This window comes from Pseudoalteromonas sp. OOF1S-7 (assembly GCF_022347765.1).
Lineage (GTDB): Bacteria > Pseudomonadota > Gammaproteobacteria > Enterobacterales > Alteromonadaceae > Pseudoalteromonas.
Genome location: NZ_JAKRFZ010000003.1, coordinates 179676 through 198206 on the forward strand (window position 1 = coordinate 179676; position 18531 = coordinate 198206).

Sequence of the window (18531 nt, forward strand, 5' to 3'; positions counted from 1 at the left end):
TGCCAACACAGAAACGGTTTCCTCTGTGTTGGCGCACAGGCTCTGGCAGTCACCCGGGCCAAGAGCTGATGCTGAGCCTTCTGTTGAAGGTTTCTAAAAAGCACACCGGCATCTGCATACCCAGCAAGCATGGTCATGCTTGCTGGGTATGCAGGATGTTGAGTAACAAACAATTATGGCTAGTAGGATATGAAAGCAGAACATTTATTTGATCGTCTGTCACAAAGTGGCATTTTGGTGACTTTGGACACAGGAAAGCTAGTGGTTAAAGCGGCCAAAGGGGCTATGACCCCCGACTTTGCGGCGCAAATTAAACAACATAAAGCGGCGCTGATGGCTTTTCTGGAAAAGCAAAGTAGCTATCAGTCGGCGCCAAATTATCCTGCGATACAGCCTGTTGAGCGCACACCGGAGAACCTGTATCCGGTGTCGTTTAATCAGCAGAGGTTATGGTTTATTCATCAGATCTCCGGAAATAGTGCAAACTACAATATCCCCATGGCATTTATGGTGGAGGGGCAGCTTGATTTTGAGGCAGCACAAACCGCCTTAACGCAGATTGTGCAGCGGCATGAAATTTTGCGCACCAGCTATCACGCAGTAGCTGGCACGCCGATGCAAACAGTGCATGATGCCGAGCATTTTTCCATACAGTTTTTCGATGTTACTCAGTTGCCCCCGGAGCAACAGCTTATTCGGGCGAAACAAATAGCAGCAGAAGATGAACGTAACCCCTTTGCACTGGACAAAGATTTTATGATCAGAGCGGGGTACATACAGATGTCGCCGCTTCAACACACGCCTCGCTCAGTACTGCTACTGAATGTCCACCACATTGCCTTCGACGGATGGTCGCTGGGGATTTTGCTGCAGGAGTTCTCTGAAAATTATCAGGCATGCCTGCGCAAAGAGCCGGCACCACGTGAACCGCTGGCGATCCAGTATCTGGATTTTGCCAGCTGGCAGCAAGATAATTTCAATGAGGTGACACTGCAAAAGCAATTAAACTACTGGCAAGAAAAACTAGCTGCACTGCCTGAATCTCATGGTTTGTATATGCCGGCCAAGGCGTCTGAAGAGAAATCAGGGAAAAGCCAGTTTGACAGTCAGTTGACGGTCAGTGTCACAGCCAAGATGAAGGGGCTTTGTCAGCAATTTAATACCTCGCCTTTTATTTTTATCCACGCGGTGTTTAGTATACTGCTGGCGCGTCACAGTGGTCGAAATGACATTGTGATTGGGACTCCTGTGGCTAATCGGCAGGTCAATCAACTTGAACCACTGCTGGGGTTTTTCGTTAATAGCCTGGTGTTGCGTACAAGCTATCATCCTGAGCAGAGCTTTGCCGAGTACCTGGCTTATGTTGGTAAAGTTAACCTGGATGCTCAGGCGAATCAGGATGTGCCCTTTGAAAAATTAGTTGAGCACTGCGCCCAGACTCGCTCTCGCAGCCACAGCCCTTTATTCCAGATCATGCTGAGTATGAATTCTAACGACAGCGCCGAATTGCCCATTCCCGGTGTCAATATTAAACCACTACAGCAGCCAGAGCCGGGACTAAAATTTGATATCAAACTCAATGTGGCAATGACCGAAGAGCATGTTGCACTGAAATGGACTTTTAACCCGGAACTGTTTGATGTCGCCAGTATACAAGCGTTGGATGGGCATTTGCATAGTCTGTTTACAGAAGTGGTAAAAGACCCTGCGGCCCCATTGCATAAATTGCCGATGCTATCCGTAGCTGAAATGCGTCAGGTGCTGGCAGCCGAAAATATCTCGCGACAGAGCGAACAGCACGCTCAGAGTCTGATTGAACTATTTCACCGACAAGTCGTTGCCACTCCAGAAAAAACGGCGCTGATATTTGAACAAGAAAAGCTCAGCTACGCCCAGTTGAACAATTATGCAGAGCAGTTTGTTTGTCAGTTAAATCAGGAGACACAACAACCATACATAGGTATTTGTCTTCATCGGTCTTTTGAGTTGATAGTGGCTATCCTGGCAATCTGGAAAATCGGCAAGGCATATGTCCCTATTCACCCCGAGACGCCCGAGACCTTAGTACAGCACATGATCACAACAGCGGATCTGCAACTTGTTGTCAGCACCAGACAATTGCGTGATGCTGTCATGGGAGATCTTTGTCCGGTGCTTGAAATAGCACTTAATCCCGATGCTGAGCAGAGCACCGTCGCGACGATGGCAGACTGGCAGTACAATTCAGACAACACGCGTTATGAAGCAAGCGATCCTGCCTATATCATATTTACATCAGGCTCGACTGGTATGCCAAAAGGCGTGGTCGTTGAGCATAAAGGGCTGCTTAATCTGGCTGTCAGTTTGCAGCAATTGATAGACGCAGAGCCCGATAGTGCCTGGGGTTGGACTGCGTCATACTCATTTGATTCATCGGTAAAAGGTTTAACTCAGTTAATGCTGGGACAGCCACTGGTTATCATCAGTGATAGCATGAAAATGGACCCGGAACTACTGCAAAGCTGCGTGCAACAAAACGCCATTGGGATCCTGGATTGTACCCCGTCTCTACTGGAACTGTGGCGGCCGCTTGGCCTGCAAAACCTGCCACAGCTCATTATAGGAGGGGAGGCAATTAATGAAAGCCTGTGGCAGGAACTGGCTGAGCGAGATGAGCAGACCCCGGGCCGAAAAGCCTTCAATGTATATGGACCGACAGAGTGTTCCGTCAATAGCTGCTGGACACGGATTAGGGGCACAGCACCACACATAGGTCAGGCCATTCCAAATACGCTTTGTGTGGTTATCGGTCAGGATGGCAATCTTGCCCCAACCGGGGCTGTTGGTGAACTCGCTATTGCTGGTATCGGACTGGCGAGAGAGTATTTACAGGATGAGGCGCTGACAGCGGCAAAATTCATCCCTAATCCTTTTTCTGACAGCGCTGATTTTCCTCGTTTGTATCGCACTGGAGATTTGGTACGTCGCTTACGTAATGGCAATTTTGAATTTATTGGCCGGGTCGACAATCAAGTGAAGATACGGGGCTACCGCATTGAGCTGGATGAAATTCATCGGCGGGTAGCGGAATGCGCTCCCGTGGAGTCGTGCTTGATCCTGGTTGATGGTGACAATGAGCACAAGCGGATTGTCGCGTATGTACAGTTACATGATCAACAAGCGGATGCCGATCAGCATCTTATTGACATAACACAGCAATTGTCTAAAACGCTACAAGCATACATGCTGCCTGCTGCCTGGGGCGTGGTCACACAGTGGCCGCTAACAATTAACGGCAAAATCGATAAAGCACGGCTTCCGGCAGCGCAAGTGGTCAGTAGCAACGAAACAATCGTACTACCCGAAACCGAAACTGAGGGAGTGCTGAGACACATTTGGTCCCAATTGCTGGGACTTCCTGACGATCTTATTGGTGTGACACGTAGCTTTTTTGAACTTGGCGGACACTCACTCTTAATCGTTCGTCTGACTGCAGAGATACGCCATCAGCTTGAAAAAGAAGTGAAAGTAAAAGACATCTACGAGCATATTACGCTGCGTGACCTGGCTGCACATGTTGATGAGCTCACCGCCATTACTCAGCAGCCACGCATTGTGCCTATTGCGCGGGAGCAGCCTCATTACCCGGTATCATTTACTCAAAAACGACTGTGGTTTATTCATCAAATGGATCCGGGCTCTGCAGAATACAATATGCCTATGGCTTTTGATGTCAACGGCGCATTTTGTCTTGCTACTGCTTCACGGGCCATGTCCGCCTTGATTCAAAGACATGAGTCATTGCGCACTGTGTTTGTAGACGTCTCAGGGGAGCCGGCACAGAAGGTCTTAGAAAACGTTGATTTTCAGCTTCAGTACCGGGATTTAACACTGGCGGGTGATGAGCAATACACACGGCTGCAAGAGTTTATTCGCAATTCTCGCAATCATCAGTTTGACTTATCCGCTGAGCTCATGGTGAGGGCAGAGTATGTTGCATTGGTAGATAACGGTCATGAAAAATCAGGTGTTTTATTGTTTAATATGCACCACATTGCGTCTGATGGCTGGTCTGTGGATATTCTCATTCGGGAGTTTACCGAGCTGTATAAGCAGCAACTGTCAGGCAACCCTGTTGAGCTGCCTTCCTTACCCGTCCAGTATCTGGACTATGCGGCATGGCAGGCGACGCACTTTACATCGCACAATATGCAAAAGCAGTTTGAATACTGGCAAAAACAACTGGATGATGTGCCTTCATTGCATGGTATCGCATTGGATAGGCCTCGCCCTGCGGTCAAAGCTTATGTGGGTGGGAAGGTGAGTGCAAACCTCAATAAAAACACAGCGCAGCGCATCGCTGCTCTGGCACAGGATCACCAAATCACCCCTTTTATGCTAATGCACGCTGCCCTTGCGCTGGTGATTTCTCGGCATAGCAATAGTTCGGACATTGTGGTGGGGACACCGGTCGCCAACCGCAGATTTGTTGAGCTGGAGGGGTTGATCGGGTTCTTTGCCAATACCCTGGTACTTAGAAACTCAACAGATTTTACTACCCTGAGTGCGTATTTATCGCATATCCGCGACACCCATATTCAGGCACAGGACAATCAAGACGTACCTTTTGAACAGCTGGTGGAGAAACTGCAAATCCCACGTTCGCTGTCCCATACGCCGTTGTTTCAGATCCTCATCACGACTCAGACACAAACGCAAGGTGCAGAGCATGCAGAACAAAGAGACATGACGCTGCCCGATGTGAGTTTGCAGTTGCGCAATGACCCTGAGCCGATTGCCAAATTTGACTTGCACATAGCCTGGCAGCAACACGATGATGGCATCAAGGTGAGCTGGATATTTGACACTCACATTTTCAATCAGGCGCATATTGAACAACTGAGTCAACATCTGGTGAATACGCTGGAGTCGATGGCACAGATGTCGTCAGCAAGCCCACAACAGGGGGACGCGAAATTATCAGACATTGTGATGCTGAGTGCCGTTGAACAGAAATCTCTGGAAGCGATGCAAGCGAAAGTGACGTCATTGCAAAGTATGCCTGCCAGCATTCAAGCACTGGTGGAACAAAACGCCATACAAGCGCCCGACAAGATTGCGCTTAACGGCGCTTCCGGCGTCATGACGTATAGCGAATTGAATAAGACAGCCAACCGTTTGGCAAACTTACTGGTGGCAGAAGGGGTATGCGCGGGCGACCTGGTGGGGATCAGTTTATCTCGTGATCTGGATTCGGTGATTGCCATTTTAGCGATATTGAAAGCGGGAGCCGGATATGTCCCATTTGATACCCAGCTTCAGCAACAGCGAGTTGCTTATATTGCTGCTGAAACAGGCATTACCTTGAGTATTACTCAGCGAGATAAAGCCTCAGTATTCACAGAATGTGGTGTAAACCTGTGTATTTGCCTGGATGATACCGACACCCAAAAACGACTGACAATGCAGGCGTCGCATTTTACGCCCACCCGTGCGACCACACATGATGATATTGCTTATGTGATTTATACTTCAGGTTCAACGGGTAACCCCAAGGGAGTGGTGCAAACTCATGGCACAATTGTGAACTTGGTGACCAGTTGCGCTGAGTCACAGCATATCTTCCAGTCTTTGAGAACACTGCATTATACTTCCGTGTCATTCGATGTGTCGATCCAGGAGCTGGCAACCAGTTGGGCGACCGTCTCAGAACTGGTTATTTTATCTGATTTGGATAAGCAAGAGTTGCATCGCTTTGGTGATTATCTCATTCATACCCAAATTGAACGGGTCTTTGTGCCGCCAGCCATATTACAAATGCTGGCAGAACAGTGCATTGATCAGCAACTGATTTTAAGTCATCTGCGTGAAGTAATCGTGGCTGGAGAAGCGCTTAAACTGACCCCAGAGATCAGGGCATTTTTTGTCAAACACCACAATTGTGTTTTGTGGAATCACTATGGCCCGACCGAAACGCATGTTGTCACGACACACAAGGTATTGACGACCAATGCGGATACGCAACCATCACTGTTCCCGCCCATTGGTCAGGCGGTCGCTAATCACCGACTGTATGTCCTTGATAAGCAGTTAGCCCCCGTGCCCGCAGGCTGCATTGGTGAGCTCTACGTTGCAGGTCCCGGTGTTGCAAAAGGTTACCTGAATCAGCCAACTTTAACGGACGAGCGATTTATCCTCGCTGAGGAAGGAAATACTCAACAACGCTTGTATAAAACCGGTGACCTTGTGCGCTTGCTGGACAATGGTGTATTGCAGTTTATTGATCGAGTCGATCAGCAAGTAAAATTAAGGGGGTTCAGGATCGAGCCCGGGGAAATTGAGGCAGTGATCAATCAGCTGGAGGAAGTACGTTCATCGTTAGTGATGTTAAGCAAAGAACACAGCAGCGATGGGCAACTGATCGCCTGGGTACAACCTGAACAAGACCACGCCGAGCTGGCCGATGAGCAGCATACAGCTGCCTTTAGAGCGTCTGTCAAAGCGCATGTGCAGGCACAATTACCGGCGCATTTGCATCCTGGTGATATTGTTCTGGTGGCGCAATGGCCTGTGACAATCAACGGTAAAATAGACAAAAAAGCCTTACCGAAGCCACAATGGTCGCATGTAGCCAGTGAGATCAAGGCGCCTGAAGGCTCAACCGAAATTGCGTTGCGAAGAATTTGGGCGGTTTTACTGAAAAAAGAAGCCGCTGTAATCAGTGTTGAACAGGACTTTTTTGAACTTGGTGGACACTCTCTGCTGACCGTGAAAATGGTGGGTAAAATAAGTCAGGAATTTAACAAGGCGATATCTGTCCGGTCTGTCTTTGAACATGCCACCATCAGAAGTCTGGCGGCTGCGATAGATGCGCAAACTCCCCTAAAGCAAGCAGACTCGTTGCATAAAATACCGCAAACAGGACCCTATCTGGCCACCTCTTTTGCTCAGCAAAGAATGTGGTTTATTGACCAAATGCAAGGCGGAAGCGCCGACTACAACATGCCTATGGCGTTGCGGATTAGTGGTAGTTTTCAGCAGTCGATTGCCATTCAGGCACTCGCGCAAGTGACACAAAGACACCGGGTATTAAGGTGCATTTATCAGCAAACACCGGAGGGCTTAAAGCAGCTGGACACAGGCCAGTCTGTACCTGTGGCTTTTCACACGCTTTCTCATCTGGCACCTCAAGAGAAACAAGTGCAACTGCAGCAGTTGCTGAATCGTGATGCCGGCACAAGTTTTATGCTGGACTCTGAGTTGCCAGTCAGAGTAACGCTGGTGGCATTACAGGATAAGACAGAGACATCTGACGCTGAGGTGGCACTGCTAGTTAATATGCACCACAGTGTTTCTGACGGCATTTCCTGCCAGATCCTGATACGCGAGTTTAGTATCCTCTACAATCAGATGCTGCAACAAGGCGCCCCGGTTCTGCCAGAATTACCAGTGCAATATAGTGATTATGCGCATTGGCAACAGCAAAAAATGCGCAATGGTGGATTTGAACAGTCTCTGGTCTACTGGAAAAACCAATTGAATGGCATCCCTCTTACTCATGGCCTCGAATTAGTACATCCTCGCCCTGAGCGCCGACAGGCTAAAGGAGAAAGAATTCAGCAGCAGCTGACGGGATATGAGTTTCAGCAGATACAGGCTGTGAGTCGTCGCTACAATGTAACGCCATTTATGCTGTTACAAGGACTATTCGCATTGTTAATTGCTCGCCACAGCAACAGCACCGACATCGTCGTAGGTACGCCAGTCGGCAACCGCACACAGCACGAGACGGAATCGCTCATTGGTATGTTCGTTAACACTATCGCACTGCGTGTGGACACCCACCAGAAAACCCTGAGCGATTATTTTGCGCATGTAAAGCAGGTGCATGTGGATGGCCTTGAACATCAGGCGCTGCCTTTTGAGCAAGTGGTCGATGCATTGCAAATACCCCGCTCAAATGCCTTTAATCCGATATTTCAAATTATGTTTACGCTGGATACTCAACCGGAAGAGGCGTTGGGTTCAGAAGTCAACCCGGTGGCATTAAGGGATTGCCAGATCCAGCCGCTGTCGCGCGATGCCGTTGTGGCAAAATTCGATTTGGATGTCAGCTGCCAGCTCAAGGATGAAACGTTATCGCTGAACTGGACTTACGACAGCTGTATCTTCAATCGAGCTCAAATCCAGCGCATGGCAGGTCATTTTGAAAATATGCTGAGTAGTTTGCTAAGTGATGCGGCACAATACACCTCAGGTTTGACTATGCTGAGCCCGGACGAAATGCAGCAGTTATTGCAACGTCCAGAAAAGGTCGCGGCTAGTAATGGTCGCCAAGATTACACACAAAACTGTGTACATCATGTCTTTTCCCGGATTGCCGCGCAGCATCCGGATGCCATCGCCGTGGAGTTTGGTGAAACTCAGTTAAGCTATCAGGCGTTGGAACAGCAGTCCGATGTGCTGGCTGAATACCTTATTCGTCAGGGAGTCACTCCTCATTCTATCGTCGGGCTGTACGGCAAACGCAGTGAACAGCTGATCATCGCCATTCTGGCAATATTGAAGGCGGGAGCGGCGTATCTGCCTATTGACCCGGAATACCCTGCAGAGCGCATTCAGTACATGCTGGAAAATTCCGGTGCACAACAGGTTTTATGCCTGATGCAAAGTATCAACGTGGATGTGGGGGATATCCCAGTCTTATCCATGGAGACTGCTCTGGCTTGGTGCAATGACGGGGCTGCCAACTGTACGCAGTTGCCACATTCGGTGTCACAGGACACGGCATACGTTATTTACACCTCTGGTTCGACCGGACAACCTAAAGGCGTGGCGGTCAGTCATAACAACTGGTGCAGCTATGCGCAATCTATCAGCGAGCATTACGATCTGGGACAGGAAAGGGTGCTGCAAAGCGCTTCTATTTCGTTTGATATATTTATTGAAGATCTATCTGCATCGCTGCTGAGCGGAGGCACTTTGATCATCCGTGAAACGGATTGTGCCATGTCCTGTCGGGATTTCTGGCAATTTGTAAAATGCCAGGAAGTGAGTTTTGTTTCACTTTCAACGGCTTATTGGCATTTACTCAGTGCGGACGCAAAATTAGCGGAGGATACTGCAAACACGCCGTTGAGGACGCTTATTACAGGCGGTGAGGAAATGTCGGCGATGCGTTTGCAGCACTGGCAAGCACATGCCTGTAAGCACATCAGGTTATTTAATACTTATGGACCAACCGAAGCCACAGTCATTGCCACTTTTGTTGACGTAACCCGGTTGCAGCCGGTACCGGAACGACTGCCCATTGGGAAGCCCATTGCCGCGGGATATACCCTTATTCTGGACAGGGATAAAAACTTAGTACCCGATGGCGTGCCAGGGGAGCTGTATCTCGGTGGTGCGACGATTAGCAAAGGGTATTTAAACAATGCACCTCTGAACAACGAAAAATTCATCAACAACCCTTGGAGTAAAGACCAGCAGGGTAAGATTTACAAAACAGGCGATTTGGTCAAGCGCCAGCCAGACGGCTCGATTGTCTTTTTGGGGAGGATTGATAGTCAGGTCAAAGTGAATGGCTTTTTAGTTGAACCACTTGAAATTGAGGCCGTACTTTGCGCTCATAAGCTGGTATCTGAATGTGTAGTAGTGCCCCAAAAGTTGACCGGCAACTGGCGTATTTACGCGTATGTTACCCTGCAACAAACAACCGCCGATGGCAAAGCAGGTAAAACACTGGCAAGTTATGCAAGAAGCAAATTACCTGCCTATATGCAAGTGGATGAAATCATCGTACTGGATGAGTGGCCTGTCGGGGTGAACGGTAAAATTGACAAGTCAGCGCTGCCACAGCCCCAAGGTATCACTGCTGATGAGGAGCTGCTTCCCTTAGCTAACGAGTTCGAAATCAAACTTGCGCAGATATGGGCACAGGTTATGGGATTGGACACGCATCAGATCGGCAGCAATAGCCACTTTTTTGAACTAGGCGGGCACTCTCTGATGGCAGTGCAACTTGCTTCATTACTCAAATCTGAGATGCAAGTGACAATGCCGATAAAAGCGCTGTTTGAAACTCCCGTGTTGTCGGATTTAGCGCACAATCTGCGCAGCCAGTCAGCAGCTGACGAAATAGTCAGTCGCTATGGTTGTATGACATTCAGTGACGACCCCACGCTGCCTAATCTGTTTGTGGCCCCGGCAATGGGCATGACAGGGGCGGCGTATCAAGGCTATGCGGCGCAGCTGGCAAGTGCATTGAATGTGCATATTCTCACCACCCCTGGCATTGATGAACTGGTCGCCATTGATTCGCCGTTGCTGACACTGTCGTACGAGCAGCGTATTGAAAGTTGGTTTGCTGCGATAAAAGACAAGCAGGGTAGCGGCCACTACCGCCTTGCCGGGCATTCACTCGGTGGGGATTTTGCTGTCTCACTTGCTCATCGACTGGAGCAAAACGGGGACTCTGTGGAAGTGCTCCTCATTGATGCTGTGCTTGGCTTACACGCTGGTGTTTATGATGACAAAAAGCCTCCGGTGCCAGACTTGGCTGATCAAAACGTGGGTATTGATAGCCAACATCAAGCCCTGTATCAACAGAGTTGTCACAACCAGCTAGCACTTGTACCATCCGTGCAGTTTAAACAAGCGGTGATCAACAAAATCAGTGTGCTCATGGCCCAGCAGGGGCTTGCAACTGCACATAACAAAGAAGCAGTATTGCAACGGATCCAGGACAGGAGTGTCAATAAAATTAAGCAAGTCACATGTGCCGGGGATCATTTATCGATCCTTAAGCACCAGGATGTGGCTGAGCAAACGTTATTGTTAAGCGAGCCTGGCTGATTTCAGTGGATTTCGCAGTATTACCGGGGCTCACGCAGTTATAGAGTGCGCTGCCCCGAGCTTTAGACAAGGTGGTTAATGAGCAGTACAAGTCATAAAACAAGCAATTTGGGCTGTGCCGTGGGGGGGGCGCTAAGCGTAAATGGTGGCCGATTGGATAACCATTGATTGTTTATAAAGTCAAGATAAGCGAAAATAGCGGTCAACCTCGATTAACATGACGGATTTGGCAAGCGAAGCACTGAACAGAGAGTACTTCCGATCAGGTGCATAAACCCGTATAGAAACCAAAAGAATTGACTAATGGCAGATCAGACTTTCCTCAATGAAATAAACAAGCGACGTACTTTCGCTATTATCTCGCACCCGGATGCGGGTAAAACCACCATCACAGAAAAAGTCCTGTTGTTCGGCAAGGCCCTGCAACAGGCGGGTACCGTAAAAGGCCGTGGCTCTAACCAGCATGCAAAATCAGATTGGATGGACATGGAGAAAGAGCGTGGCATCTCGGTGACCACGTCTGTGATGCAGTTCCCGTACAACGACAGTCTGGTAAATCTGCTGGACACCCCGGGACACGAAGACTTCTCGGAAGATACGTATCGCACACTGACCGCTGTGGACTCTTGTTTGATGGTTATCGATGCCGCCAAGGGGGTTGAGGATCGCACCCGTAAACTGATGGAAGTGACCCGTTTGCGCGATACGCCCATCGTGACTTTTATGAACAAACTGGACCGTGATATTCGCGATCCAATGGAGCTACTGGACGAGGTTGAGACGGAGCTGAACATCATGTGTGCGCCGATCACCTGGCCGATTGGCTGTGGTAAGGAGTTTAAAGGCGTTTACCACATTCACCGCGATGAGACCATTTTGTATCAAACGGGTCAGGGTCACACCATTCAGGAAGTCCGCACCATTAAGGGGCTCGATAACGCTGATTTGGATGCTGCCATCGGTGAAAGCCTGGCAGAGCAGCTGCGTGAAGAACTGGAGCTGGTCATTGGTGCGTCGCACGAATTCGATAAAGCGTTATTCCTGAGCGGTGAACTGACACCGGTGTATTTTGGTACTGCATTGGGTAACTTTGGCGTTGACCATATGCTGGATGGCCTGACAGAGTGGGCACCGTCACCGTTGCCGCGTCAGACGGACGAGCGCGAAGTGAGCGCCGACGATGAGAAATTCACCGGCTTCGTGTTTAAAATTCAGGCCAACATGGATCCGAAACACCGCGACCGTATCGCCTTTATGCGTATCGTGTCAGGTAAATACACGCAGGGCATGAAAATGAACCATGTACGCCTTGGTAAGCAGGTGAGCATTTCCGATGCCGTGACCTTTATGGCAGGCGATCGTGAACGTGCTCAGGAAGCCTTTGCCGGCGACATCATTGGTTTGCACAACCATGGTACGATCCAGATTGGTGATACCTTCACCCAGGGTGAAAAGCTCAAGTTCAGCGGCATTCCGAACTTTGCACCTGAGCTGTTCCGCCGTATTCGTCTTAAAGATCCGCTCAAGCAAAAGCAGCTATTGAAAGGCCTGGTACAGTTATCAGAAGAAGGCGCGGTACAGGTGTTCCGTCCGCTGATCAACAACGACCTGATCGTCGGCGCCGTTGGTGTGCTTCAGTTCGACGTGGTTGTGGCACGTCTGAAGTCTGAGTACAACGTCGATGCCATTTATGAAAGCATTAGTGTACAGACGGCGCGCTGGGTGAATTGTGATGATGAGAAAAAACTGGCCGAATTCCGCCGTAAGTGTGAGCAGAACCTGGCGCTTGATGGGGGCGATAACCTGACCTATATCGCGCCAAGTCGGGTTAACCTGAACCTGTCGATGGAACGCTACCCGGACGTCCAGTTCCATCAGACACGCGAACACTAGCCTGATTCGGGGTGGCCAGCTCGTCTGACTGCCCCAAAAGTGACTCTGCGGGTTGATTTGACTCACGGGCTTCCTATAAGCTGGTGCATTCGATCCGACTGTTCGCTTACTGTATATTAGCTGCGTTTTATTCCGGCGCCTGAGGGCGCTGATGATGTTTGCTCAGTGCACACTTTGCACTGAGCCAAAGGAAACACAATGAACATTAAAAGTATTCTAATTGAAAAAGCTCTGTCTGCGATGGCCGCGGCAGGGATCCCTGAAGGCACCAATCCGGCGGTGACGCAAAGCACCCGTGCGCAGTTTGGTGACTATCAGATCAATGGCGCAATGGGCGCTGCGAAAGCCCTGAAAACCAATCCGCGTGAGCTGGCACAGAAGATCATTGATAACCTGGATGTCAGTGATTTGGCTGCTAAAACCGAAATTGCAGGCCCGGGTTTTATCAATATCCACTTAAAGCCTGAGTTTCTGGCAGCTAGCCTGGAAGCGGCCAATCAGGATGCCAAGCTGGGTGTGGCTGAACATGCTCAGGCGCAAAATGTGGTCGTCGATTTCTCTTCGCCCAACCTGGCCAAAGAAATGCACGTGGGTCACCTGCGCTCTACTATCATTGGTGATGCGGTGGTACGCGCCCTTGAGTTTCGCGGTGACAAGGTCACGCGTCAGAACCACGTGGGTGACTGGGGAACTCAGTTCGGTATGCTGATCGCCCATCTGGAAGATATGCTGGCACAAGGCATCGATCTGGAAAATGTGGCCCTGGCCGATTTAGAAACTTTCTATCGTGATGCCAAGAAGCGCTTTGACGATGAAGAAGGCTTCTCAGATAAAGCCCGTGATTACGTAGTTAAACTGCAAGGCGGCGATGCGCACTGTCAGAAACTCTGGCAGCTGTTTATCGATACCTCAGTGAAACACTCTGAAGAAGTTTATAAAAAGCTCAATGTGACGCTGACTCGCGACGACATCATGGCCGAAAGTGCCTACAACGATCGTCTGGCTGGTATTATCGAGCTGCTAAAAGAGAAAAACATTGCGGTTGAAGATCAGGGCGCGCAGGTGGTGTTCCTGGATGAGCTGGCAAACAAAGACGGTGAACCGTCGGTGTTTATCGTGCAAAAATCGGGTGGCGGCTTCCTGTATGCCACAACCGATCTGGCGGCCTGTGACTATCGCTCCAATGAGCTGGGTGCCGAGCGTATCCTGATCTTCGTCGATGCGCGTCAGAGCCTGCACTTTAATCAGGTTGAGCTGACTGCCCGTAAGGCCGGTCTGCTGCGCGACGAAACCAGCTATGAGTTCTGTCCGTTCGGCACTATGATGGGCAGCGATGGTAAGCCATTTAAGACCCGTACTGGTGGCACCGTTAAGCTGGCTGAACTACTTGATGAAGCCGTCAGCCGTGCCAGCGAAAAGCTGGCCGACCGCGCGTCTGAGCTGAGCGAAGAAGCCCGTGCCGAAATCGCCCGCAAGGTGGGTATTGGTGCGGTGAAATATGCGGACTTGTCGAAGCATCGTACCAGTGATTACATCTTTAACTGGGATACCATGCTGAGCTTTGAAGGCGCCACGGCACCTTATTTGCAGTATGCTTACACCCGTGTGCGCAGTATCTTCCGCAAAGCCGGTATAGACAGTGCCGCACTCAGTGGCAGCATCAGCATTGTTGAGCCACAGGAAAAGGCGCTGGCACTCAAGCTGTTGCAACTGGAAGAAGTGTTAGATCTGATGATCGGCGAAGCAACACCGCACGTATTGTGTGGTTATCTGTATGAGCTGGCGAGTCTGTACATGACCTTCTACGAAGCTTGCCCAATCCTCAAAGACGATGTGGCTGCAGATGTTCGCGAAAGCCGACTGTTGCTGTGTAATCTGGTTGCCAGAACACTGCACACCGGTCTGGAGCTGCTGGGCATTGAGGTGATGGAGCAGATGTAAGCACCGGGTGAGATCATGCAGCTCACACAGCGCATTACATGTTAGACTGAGGCCGCAATATTGCGGCCTTTTGTGTTATATAAGGAATGACCACCATGAAACTTGATGATATTCGTCGCGAATATACCAAAGACGGCCTCTCCCGCGAGAAGCTGGACAATAACCCCATAGTACAGTTTGAGCACTGGTTGCAACAGGCGGTGGATGCCAACCTCAGCGATCCGACCGCCATGGTGGTGGCTACAGTAGATGAGCATGGCCAGCCGTCACAGCGCATTGTATTGCTTAAGCAGGTGGACGATAACGGTTTTGTGTTTTTCACCAATACCGGATCGCGTAAGGCACAGGAACTCAAGGGCAACAATAAGATTTCATTGCACTTTCCCTGGCATAATCTGGAGCGTCAGGTGATAGTCTATGGCGAGGCCGAGCCAATGCCGACCTCAGCGGTGGCTAAGTACTTTCTGTCGCGTCCAAAGGAAAGCCAACTGGCTGCCTGGGCATCACAACAGTCACGTCCGGTTTCTTCTCGTCAGGCCCTGATGCAGACTTTTAACAGCATGAAAGCCAAGTTCGCTAAAGGTGATATTCCGCTGCCGGATTTCTGGGGTGGGTATTGTGTTAAGCCCCACCAGATTGAGTTCTGGCAAGGGGGGGAGCACCGTTTGCACGACCGTTTTATGTATCGCAAAGAAGCCAGCGGACAGTGGCTGGTCGAGCGTCTTAATCCATAGTGTCATGCCTCATGCGCTTTATTGATACCCACTGCCACCTGGACTTTGAAGCACTCAGAGACAACTTGCCACAGCATCTGAGCGAGGCCCAGGCGCTGGGCGTTGTGCACTGTGTGGTGCCGGGCGTGACCTTGGCCCAGTGTCGCACCTTACCTGCCTTTGCGAAGCTGCATCCCGGTGTCAAAGTCGCATTTGGCCTGCACCCGTATTTTATGGCACAGCATAAAGCGGGCGATATGACGCAACTGGTCGCGCTTGCAAACCTGCATAGTTCAGAGCTGGTGGCCATTGGTGAGTGTGGCATAGATGCGATGGTGGAGCATGTTGACGCACAGCAACGCTTGTTTATTGAGCATATTGCGCTGGCTAATGCACTCGGGCTGCCACTGATTGTGCATCACCGCAAAAGCCATCACCTGCTGGCGGCGGCGTTTAAACAGTTACCGCCTCTACATGGTGGTGTGATCCATGCCTTTTCCGGTTCATTGCAAGATGCCAGCATCTATCTGAAACAGGGATTTAAACTTGGCGTAGGCGGCACCATCAGCTATCCACGGGCGGCGAAAACCCGCACCACGCTGGCACAAGTACCGTTGGATGCATTGGTATTGGAAACGGACGCGCCGTCGATGCCGTTAGCGGGCTATCAGGGCCAGGTGAATGTGCCAAAACGGGTGGTTGAGGTATTTGAGCACTTGTGCGCTATTCGCGACGAGTCACCTCAAGTCATCTCTGACGCCCTTTATTCCTCATCGGCAACGCTATTTCGGATCTGACGTTTCACTTCCCAGCGTTTTAGTGCGCGCCCTATCTGCCAGGTAAAAATACAGGCGATGCCCAGCATCAGCAGTACCACGCGACCCAGTTCATGAAAATGGCGGTGGCTTTGTGCCATGGCAGCTTCCGTTAAGTACTCGACGCTGACAAAGCCTACAGGTTGCTGTTGAGGGTCATAAATGGGCTCAACAATGGGTTGTTTTGACTGGGTCAGCCCGGCCAAATGGCGAGGCAAGTCAGTTATTTGGGGTGGTGCATTCTGGCCATCATTACCAATTATAAACTGACCCTCGTGGTTGTAGAGCCTGACCGACAGCACATATTCGTCACTGGCGAGGTGATTGCTCAAGGCTCTGAGTTGTGGGGTATCCATACGGCTCAACGGCAAAGCGGCGTTGAGCGCCAGTTGCTTAGTCAGGCTGCGGCCGGTGTGATCGGCATTGGTGTGCAATAGTTGGTGGCTGCGAAAGCTGGTGTTAAAGGCCAGCCAGGTAATGGTTAAAAAGCACATTGCAGCGATAAGCAAGCGCAGCAAGCGGCGGCTGCGTGAAGAAGAGAGGTACTCAAGGGCTTGTGTATTTTTCATAGATCTTGTTTGCCTGCTGACATGCCATGATTAAGATGTTACAAAGGGCGCATACCGTTACCAAGCAAGTATTCACACTTAGGCTCGATGAGCCGGGTATGACCCCAATCAGGAGTATCCATGTCAAAGTCATTCGCGTCAATCCAGTTGTGTGCCACCGCTGAGCCTGCTCTGCAGTATCTTACCTTAGCAAATTGGTACCAGATTGAAAACGATGATCAACTAACGCCGTGCGCCAGTCCCGCGTCGCAAGCGGGCCAGTATCTGTGTTTCTTCGGTGCTGAGCTTAGCGGTGTCACGGTTCTGGAGATCCTGAACTTGTGCCGCGAGGCAGATATTGAAGTCACTCAGCTTGCACTGTATCAGCCCACAGCTGACATGACACCCGGACTGGTTTTGTCCACTCAATCGACACGAGATGTGCGTGCGCCGGTTCGTGCTTTAGCGGCGCAGTGTGGTCTGCAAGGCGCCGCCATCAGCCAGCCACCCAGCATACGCAAGCCCGGCTTACTGGTGATGGATATGGATTCCACGGCAATTAAAATCGAGTGTATTGATGAAATCGCCAGGCTGGCCGGAGTCTATGATGAAGTTGCAGCTGTCACCGCGCAAGCGATGGCAGGTCAGCTGGCATTTAACGACAGTCTTTACCAGCGTGTTGCCAAGCTGGCCGGCGTTGAACTGCCGCTTATCCAGCAGCTCAAGGACAACCCACCGCTAATGGAAGGCATTGTTCAGCTATGTGAGGTGCTCAAAGCCCATCACTGGTATCTGGCGATTGCTTCTGGCGGATTTACCTGGTTTGCCGACGCGCTAACAGCGCCGTTGCAGCTGGATGCCGTGTTTGCTAATACACTGGAAATACAAGATAACAAGCTCACTGGTAAAGTGCTGGGTGAAGTGGTCGATGGCAGCAAAAAAGCCGAGGTTCTTAAAGTCCTGACTGAACAGTATGGCATCTCAGCCAATCAAACTGTGGCGATGGGCGATGGCGCCAATGATTTAATCATGATGGCCGCTGCGGGACTGGGCGTCGCTGTACATGGCAAACCTAAGGTGGTCGAGCAAGCCGATGCGGCGATTACCAAAGGGTCGTTGACTCAGTTACTTTATCTACTGAATGTCCCGGTCTAGGCTTCTACCCTGAGCATGAATGAACTTTATTTAAAAGCGCGTGTTTAGTGAACCTTATTGCTTCTTGAGCTTTGACATTAAAGTGGTTTTCTTTAATTAGTTTGTAGCTTGTACTATCTTTAAAATGCAAGTTTTATTGAAGATTGAGTTTTGGATTGTTTGTATTTTTAAATTTTAATTTTATAAGGATAATATGTAGGTGTTGAAATGAGTTTTGAAAAAGTCGAAAAATATTTAAGTATCTATAACTCAAAAGATAAATTAATCTCTTCTTCTAAAGGGATAATGAAGAAAAGAAAAAGTCCATTAGCGCGTAAAGTTCAAATTGGAGACGTTAAATCTATTTGTGCTGTTTCCAGTTCTAAATTTTATGGAGGACTTTCAAAAGAGGAAAGGCTCAAAGTGTGTCAGCTTTTTTCAGACTATTATGAATCTAAAAAAGAAAACTTTCCATGGGGTTCGGAAGATGATTCTAGAAGAAAGATAATTGGCGATATAATTGAACTTATTAGCCCGTCGAGAGGGTTGATGATCTGTTTTTTAATTATATTGAAATATAGGAAGGTACATAAGGTCTGTAAAAAATACAGATAAGGCATTGTTATGCTCGCAAGATCTGCTTCTTTATTTCAT

The 18531-nt window shown here is 49.7% G+C and carries 8 protein-coding genes; 7 read left to right on the forward strand and 1 reads right to left on the reverse strand.

Going from position 1 to position 18531, the window contains the following annotated elements:
• Positions 1-189 precede the first annotated feature (189 nt).
• From MHN33_RS05805 to MHN33_RS05825, 5 genes are all read left to right on the forward strand, one after another.
• Positions 190-10833 carry a non-ribosomal peptide synthetase gene (locus tag MHN33_RS05805; protein WP_239397062.1) on the forward strand — a complete coding sequence of 3548 codons (10644 nt, stop codon included), beginning with the start codon at positions 190-192 and terminating at the stop codon, positions 10831-10833.
• Between the two features lie 303 nt (positions 10834-11136).
• Positions 11137-12726, forward strand: a complete 1590-nt coding sequence (gene prfC / locus MHN33_RS05810) for a peptide chain release factor 3 (protein WP_239397064.1) — start codon at positions 11137-11139, stop codon at positions 12724-12726.
• A 198-nt stretch (positions 12727-12924) separates the two neighbouring features.
• A complete protein-coding gene (gene argS, locus MHN33_RS05815; protein WP_239397066.1) occupies positions 12925-14667 on the forward strand; it encodes an arginine--tRNA ligase in 1743 nt (580 codons plus the stop codon).
• A gap of 95 nt (positions 14668-14762) precedes the next feature.
• On the forward strand, positions 14763-15401 hold the full coding sequence (gene pdxH, locus MHN33_RS05820; RefSeq protein WP_239397067.1) for a pyridoxamine 5'-phosphate oxidase: 639 nt from the start codon (positions 14763-14765) through the stop codon (positions 15399-15401).
• 11 nt (positions 15402-15412) lie between these two features.
• Positions 15413-16177, forward strand: coding sequence for a TatD family hydrolase (locus MHN33_RS05825; RefSeq protein ID WP_239397070.1), 765 nt, complete (start codon positions 15413-15415; stop codon positions 16175-16177).
• Here MHN33_RS05825 and MHN33_RS05830 read toward each other — a convergent pair.
• Complete coding sequence (locus MHN33_RS05830; protein ID WP_239397072.1) at positions 16144-16764, reverse strand: AhpA/YtjB family protein; 621 nt, start codon at positions 16762-16764, stop codon at positions 16144-16146. The genes MHN33_RS05825 and MHN33_RS05830 overlap by 34 nt on opposite strands.
• Before the next feature lie 120 nt (positions 16765-16884).
• Here MHN33_RS05830 and serB point away from each other — a divergent pair, with 120 nt between their 5' ends.
• Both serB and MHN33_RS05840 read left to right on the forward strand, forming a co-directional pair.
• A complete protein-coding gene (serB, locus tag MHN33_RS05835; RefSeq protein WP_239397073.1) occupies positions 16885-17898 on the forward strand; it encodes a phosphoserine phosphatase SerB in 1014 nt (337 codons plus the stop codon).
• A 207-nt stretch (positions 17899-18105) separates the two neighbouring features.
• Positions 18106-18492, forward strand: a complete 387-nt coding sequence (locus MHN33_RS05840; RefSeq protein ID WP_239397074.1) for a hypothetical protein — start codon at positions 18106-18108, stop codon at positions 18490-18492.
• The last annotated feature ends 39 nt before the right edge of the window (positions 18493-18531 follow it).

Excerpts from the sequence above, each read along its gene's own strand:
- argS (WP_239397066.1), top strand. The coding sequence starts at position 12,925 with ATGAACATTAAAAGTATTCTAATTGAAAAAGCTCTGTCTGCGATGGCC.
- MHN33_RS05840 (WP_239397074.1), top strand. The coding sequence starts at position 18,106 with ATGAGTTTTGAAAAAGTCGAAAAATATTTAAGTATCTATAACTCAAAA.
- MHN33_RS05805 (WP_239397062.1), top strand. The coding sequence starts at position 190 with ATGAAAGCAGAACATTTATTTGATCGTCTGTCACAAAGTGGCATTTTG.
- MHN33_RS05830 (WP_239397072.1), bottom strand. The coding sequence starts at position 16,764 with ATGAAAAATACACAAGCCCTTGAGTACCTCTCTTCTTCACGCAGCCGC.
- MHN33_RS05825 (WP_239397070.1), top strand. The coding sequence starts at position 15,413 with ATGCGCTTTATTGATACCCACTGCCACCTGGACTTTGAAGCACTCAGA.
- prfC (WP_239397064.1), top strand. The coding sequence starts at position 11,137 with ATGGCAGATCAGACTTTCCTCAATGAAATAAACAAGCGACGTACTTTC.
- pdxH (WP_239397067.1), top strand. The coding sequence starts at position 14,763 with ATGAAACTTGATGATATTCGTCGCGAATATACCAAAGACGGCCTCTCC.
- serB (WP_239397073.1), top strand. The coding sequence starts at position 16,885 with ATGTCAAAGTCATTCGCGTCAATCCAGTTGTGTGCCACCGCTGAGCCT.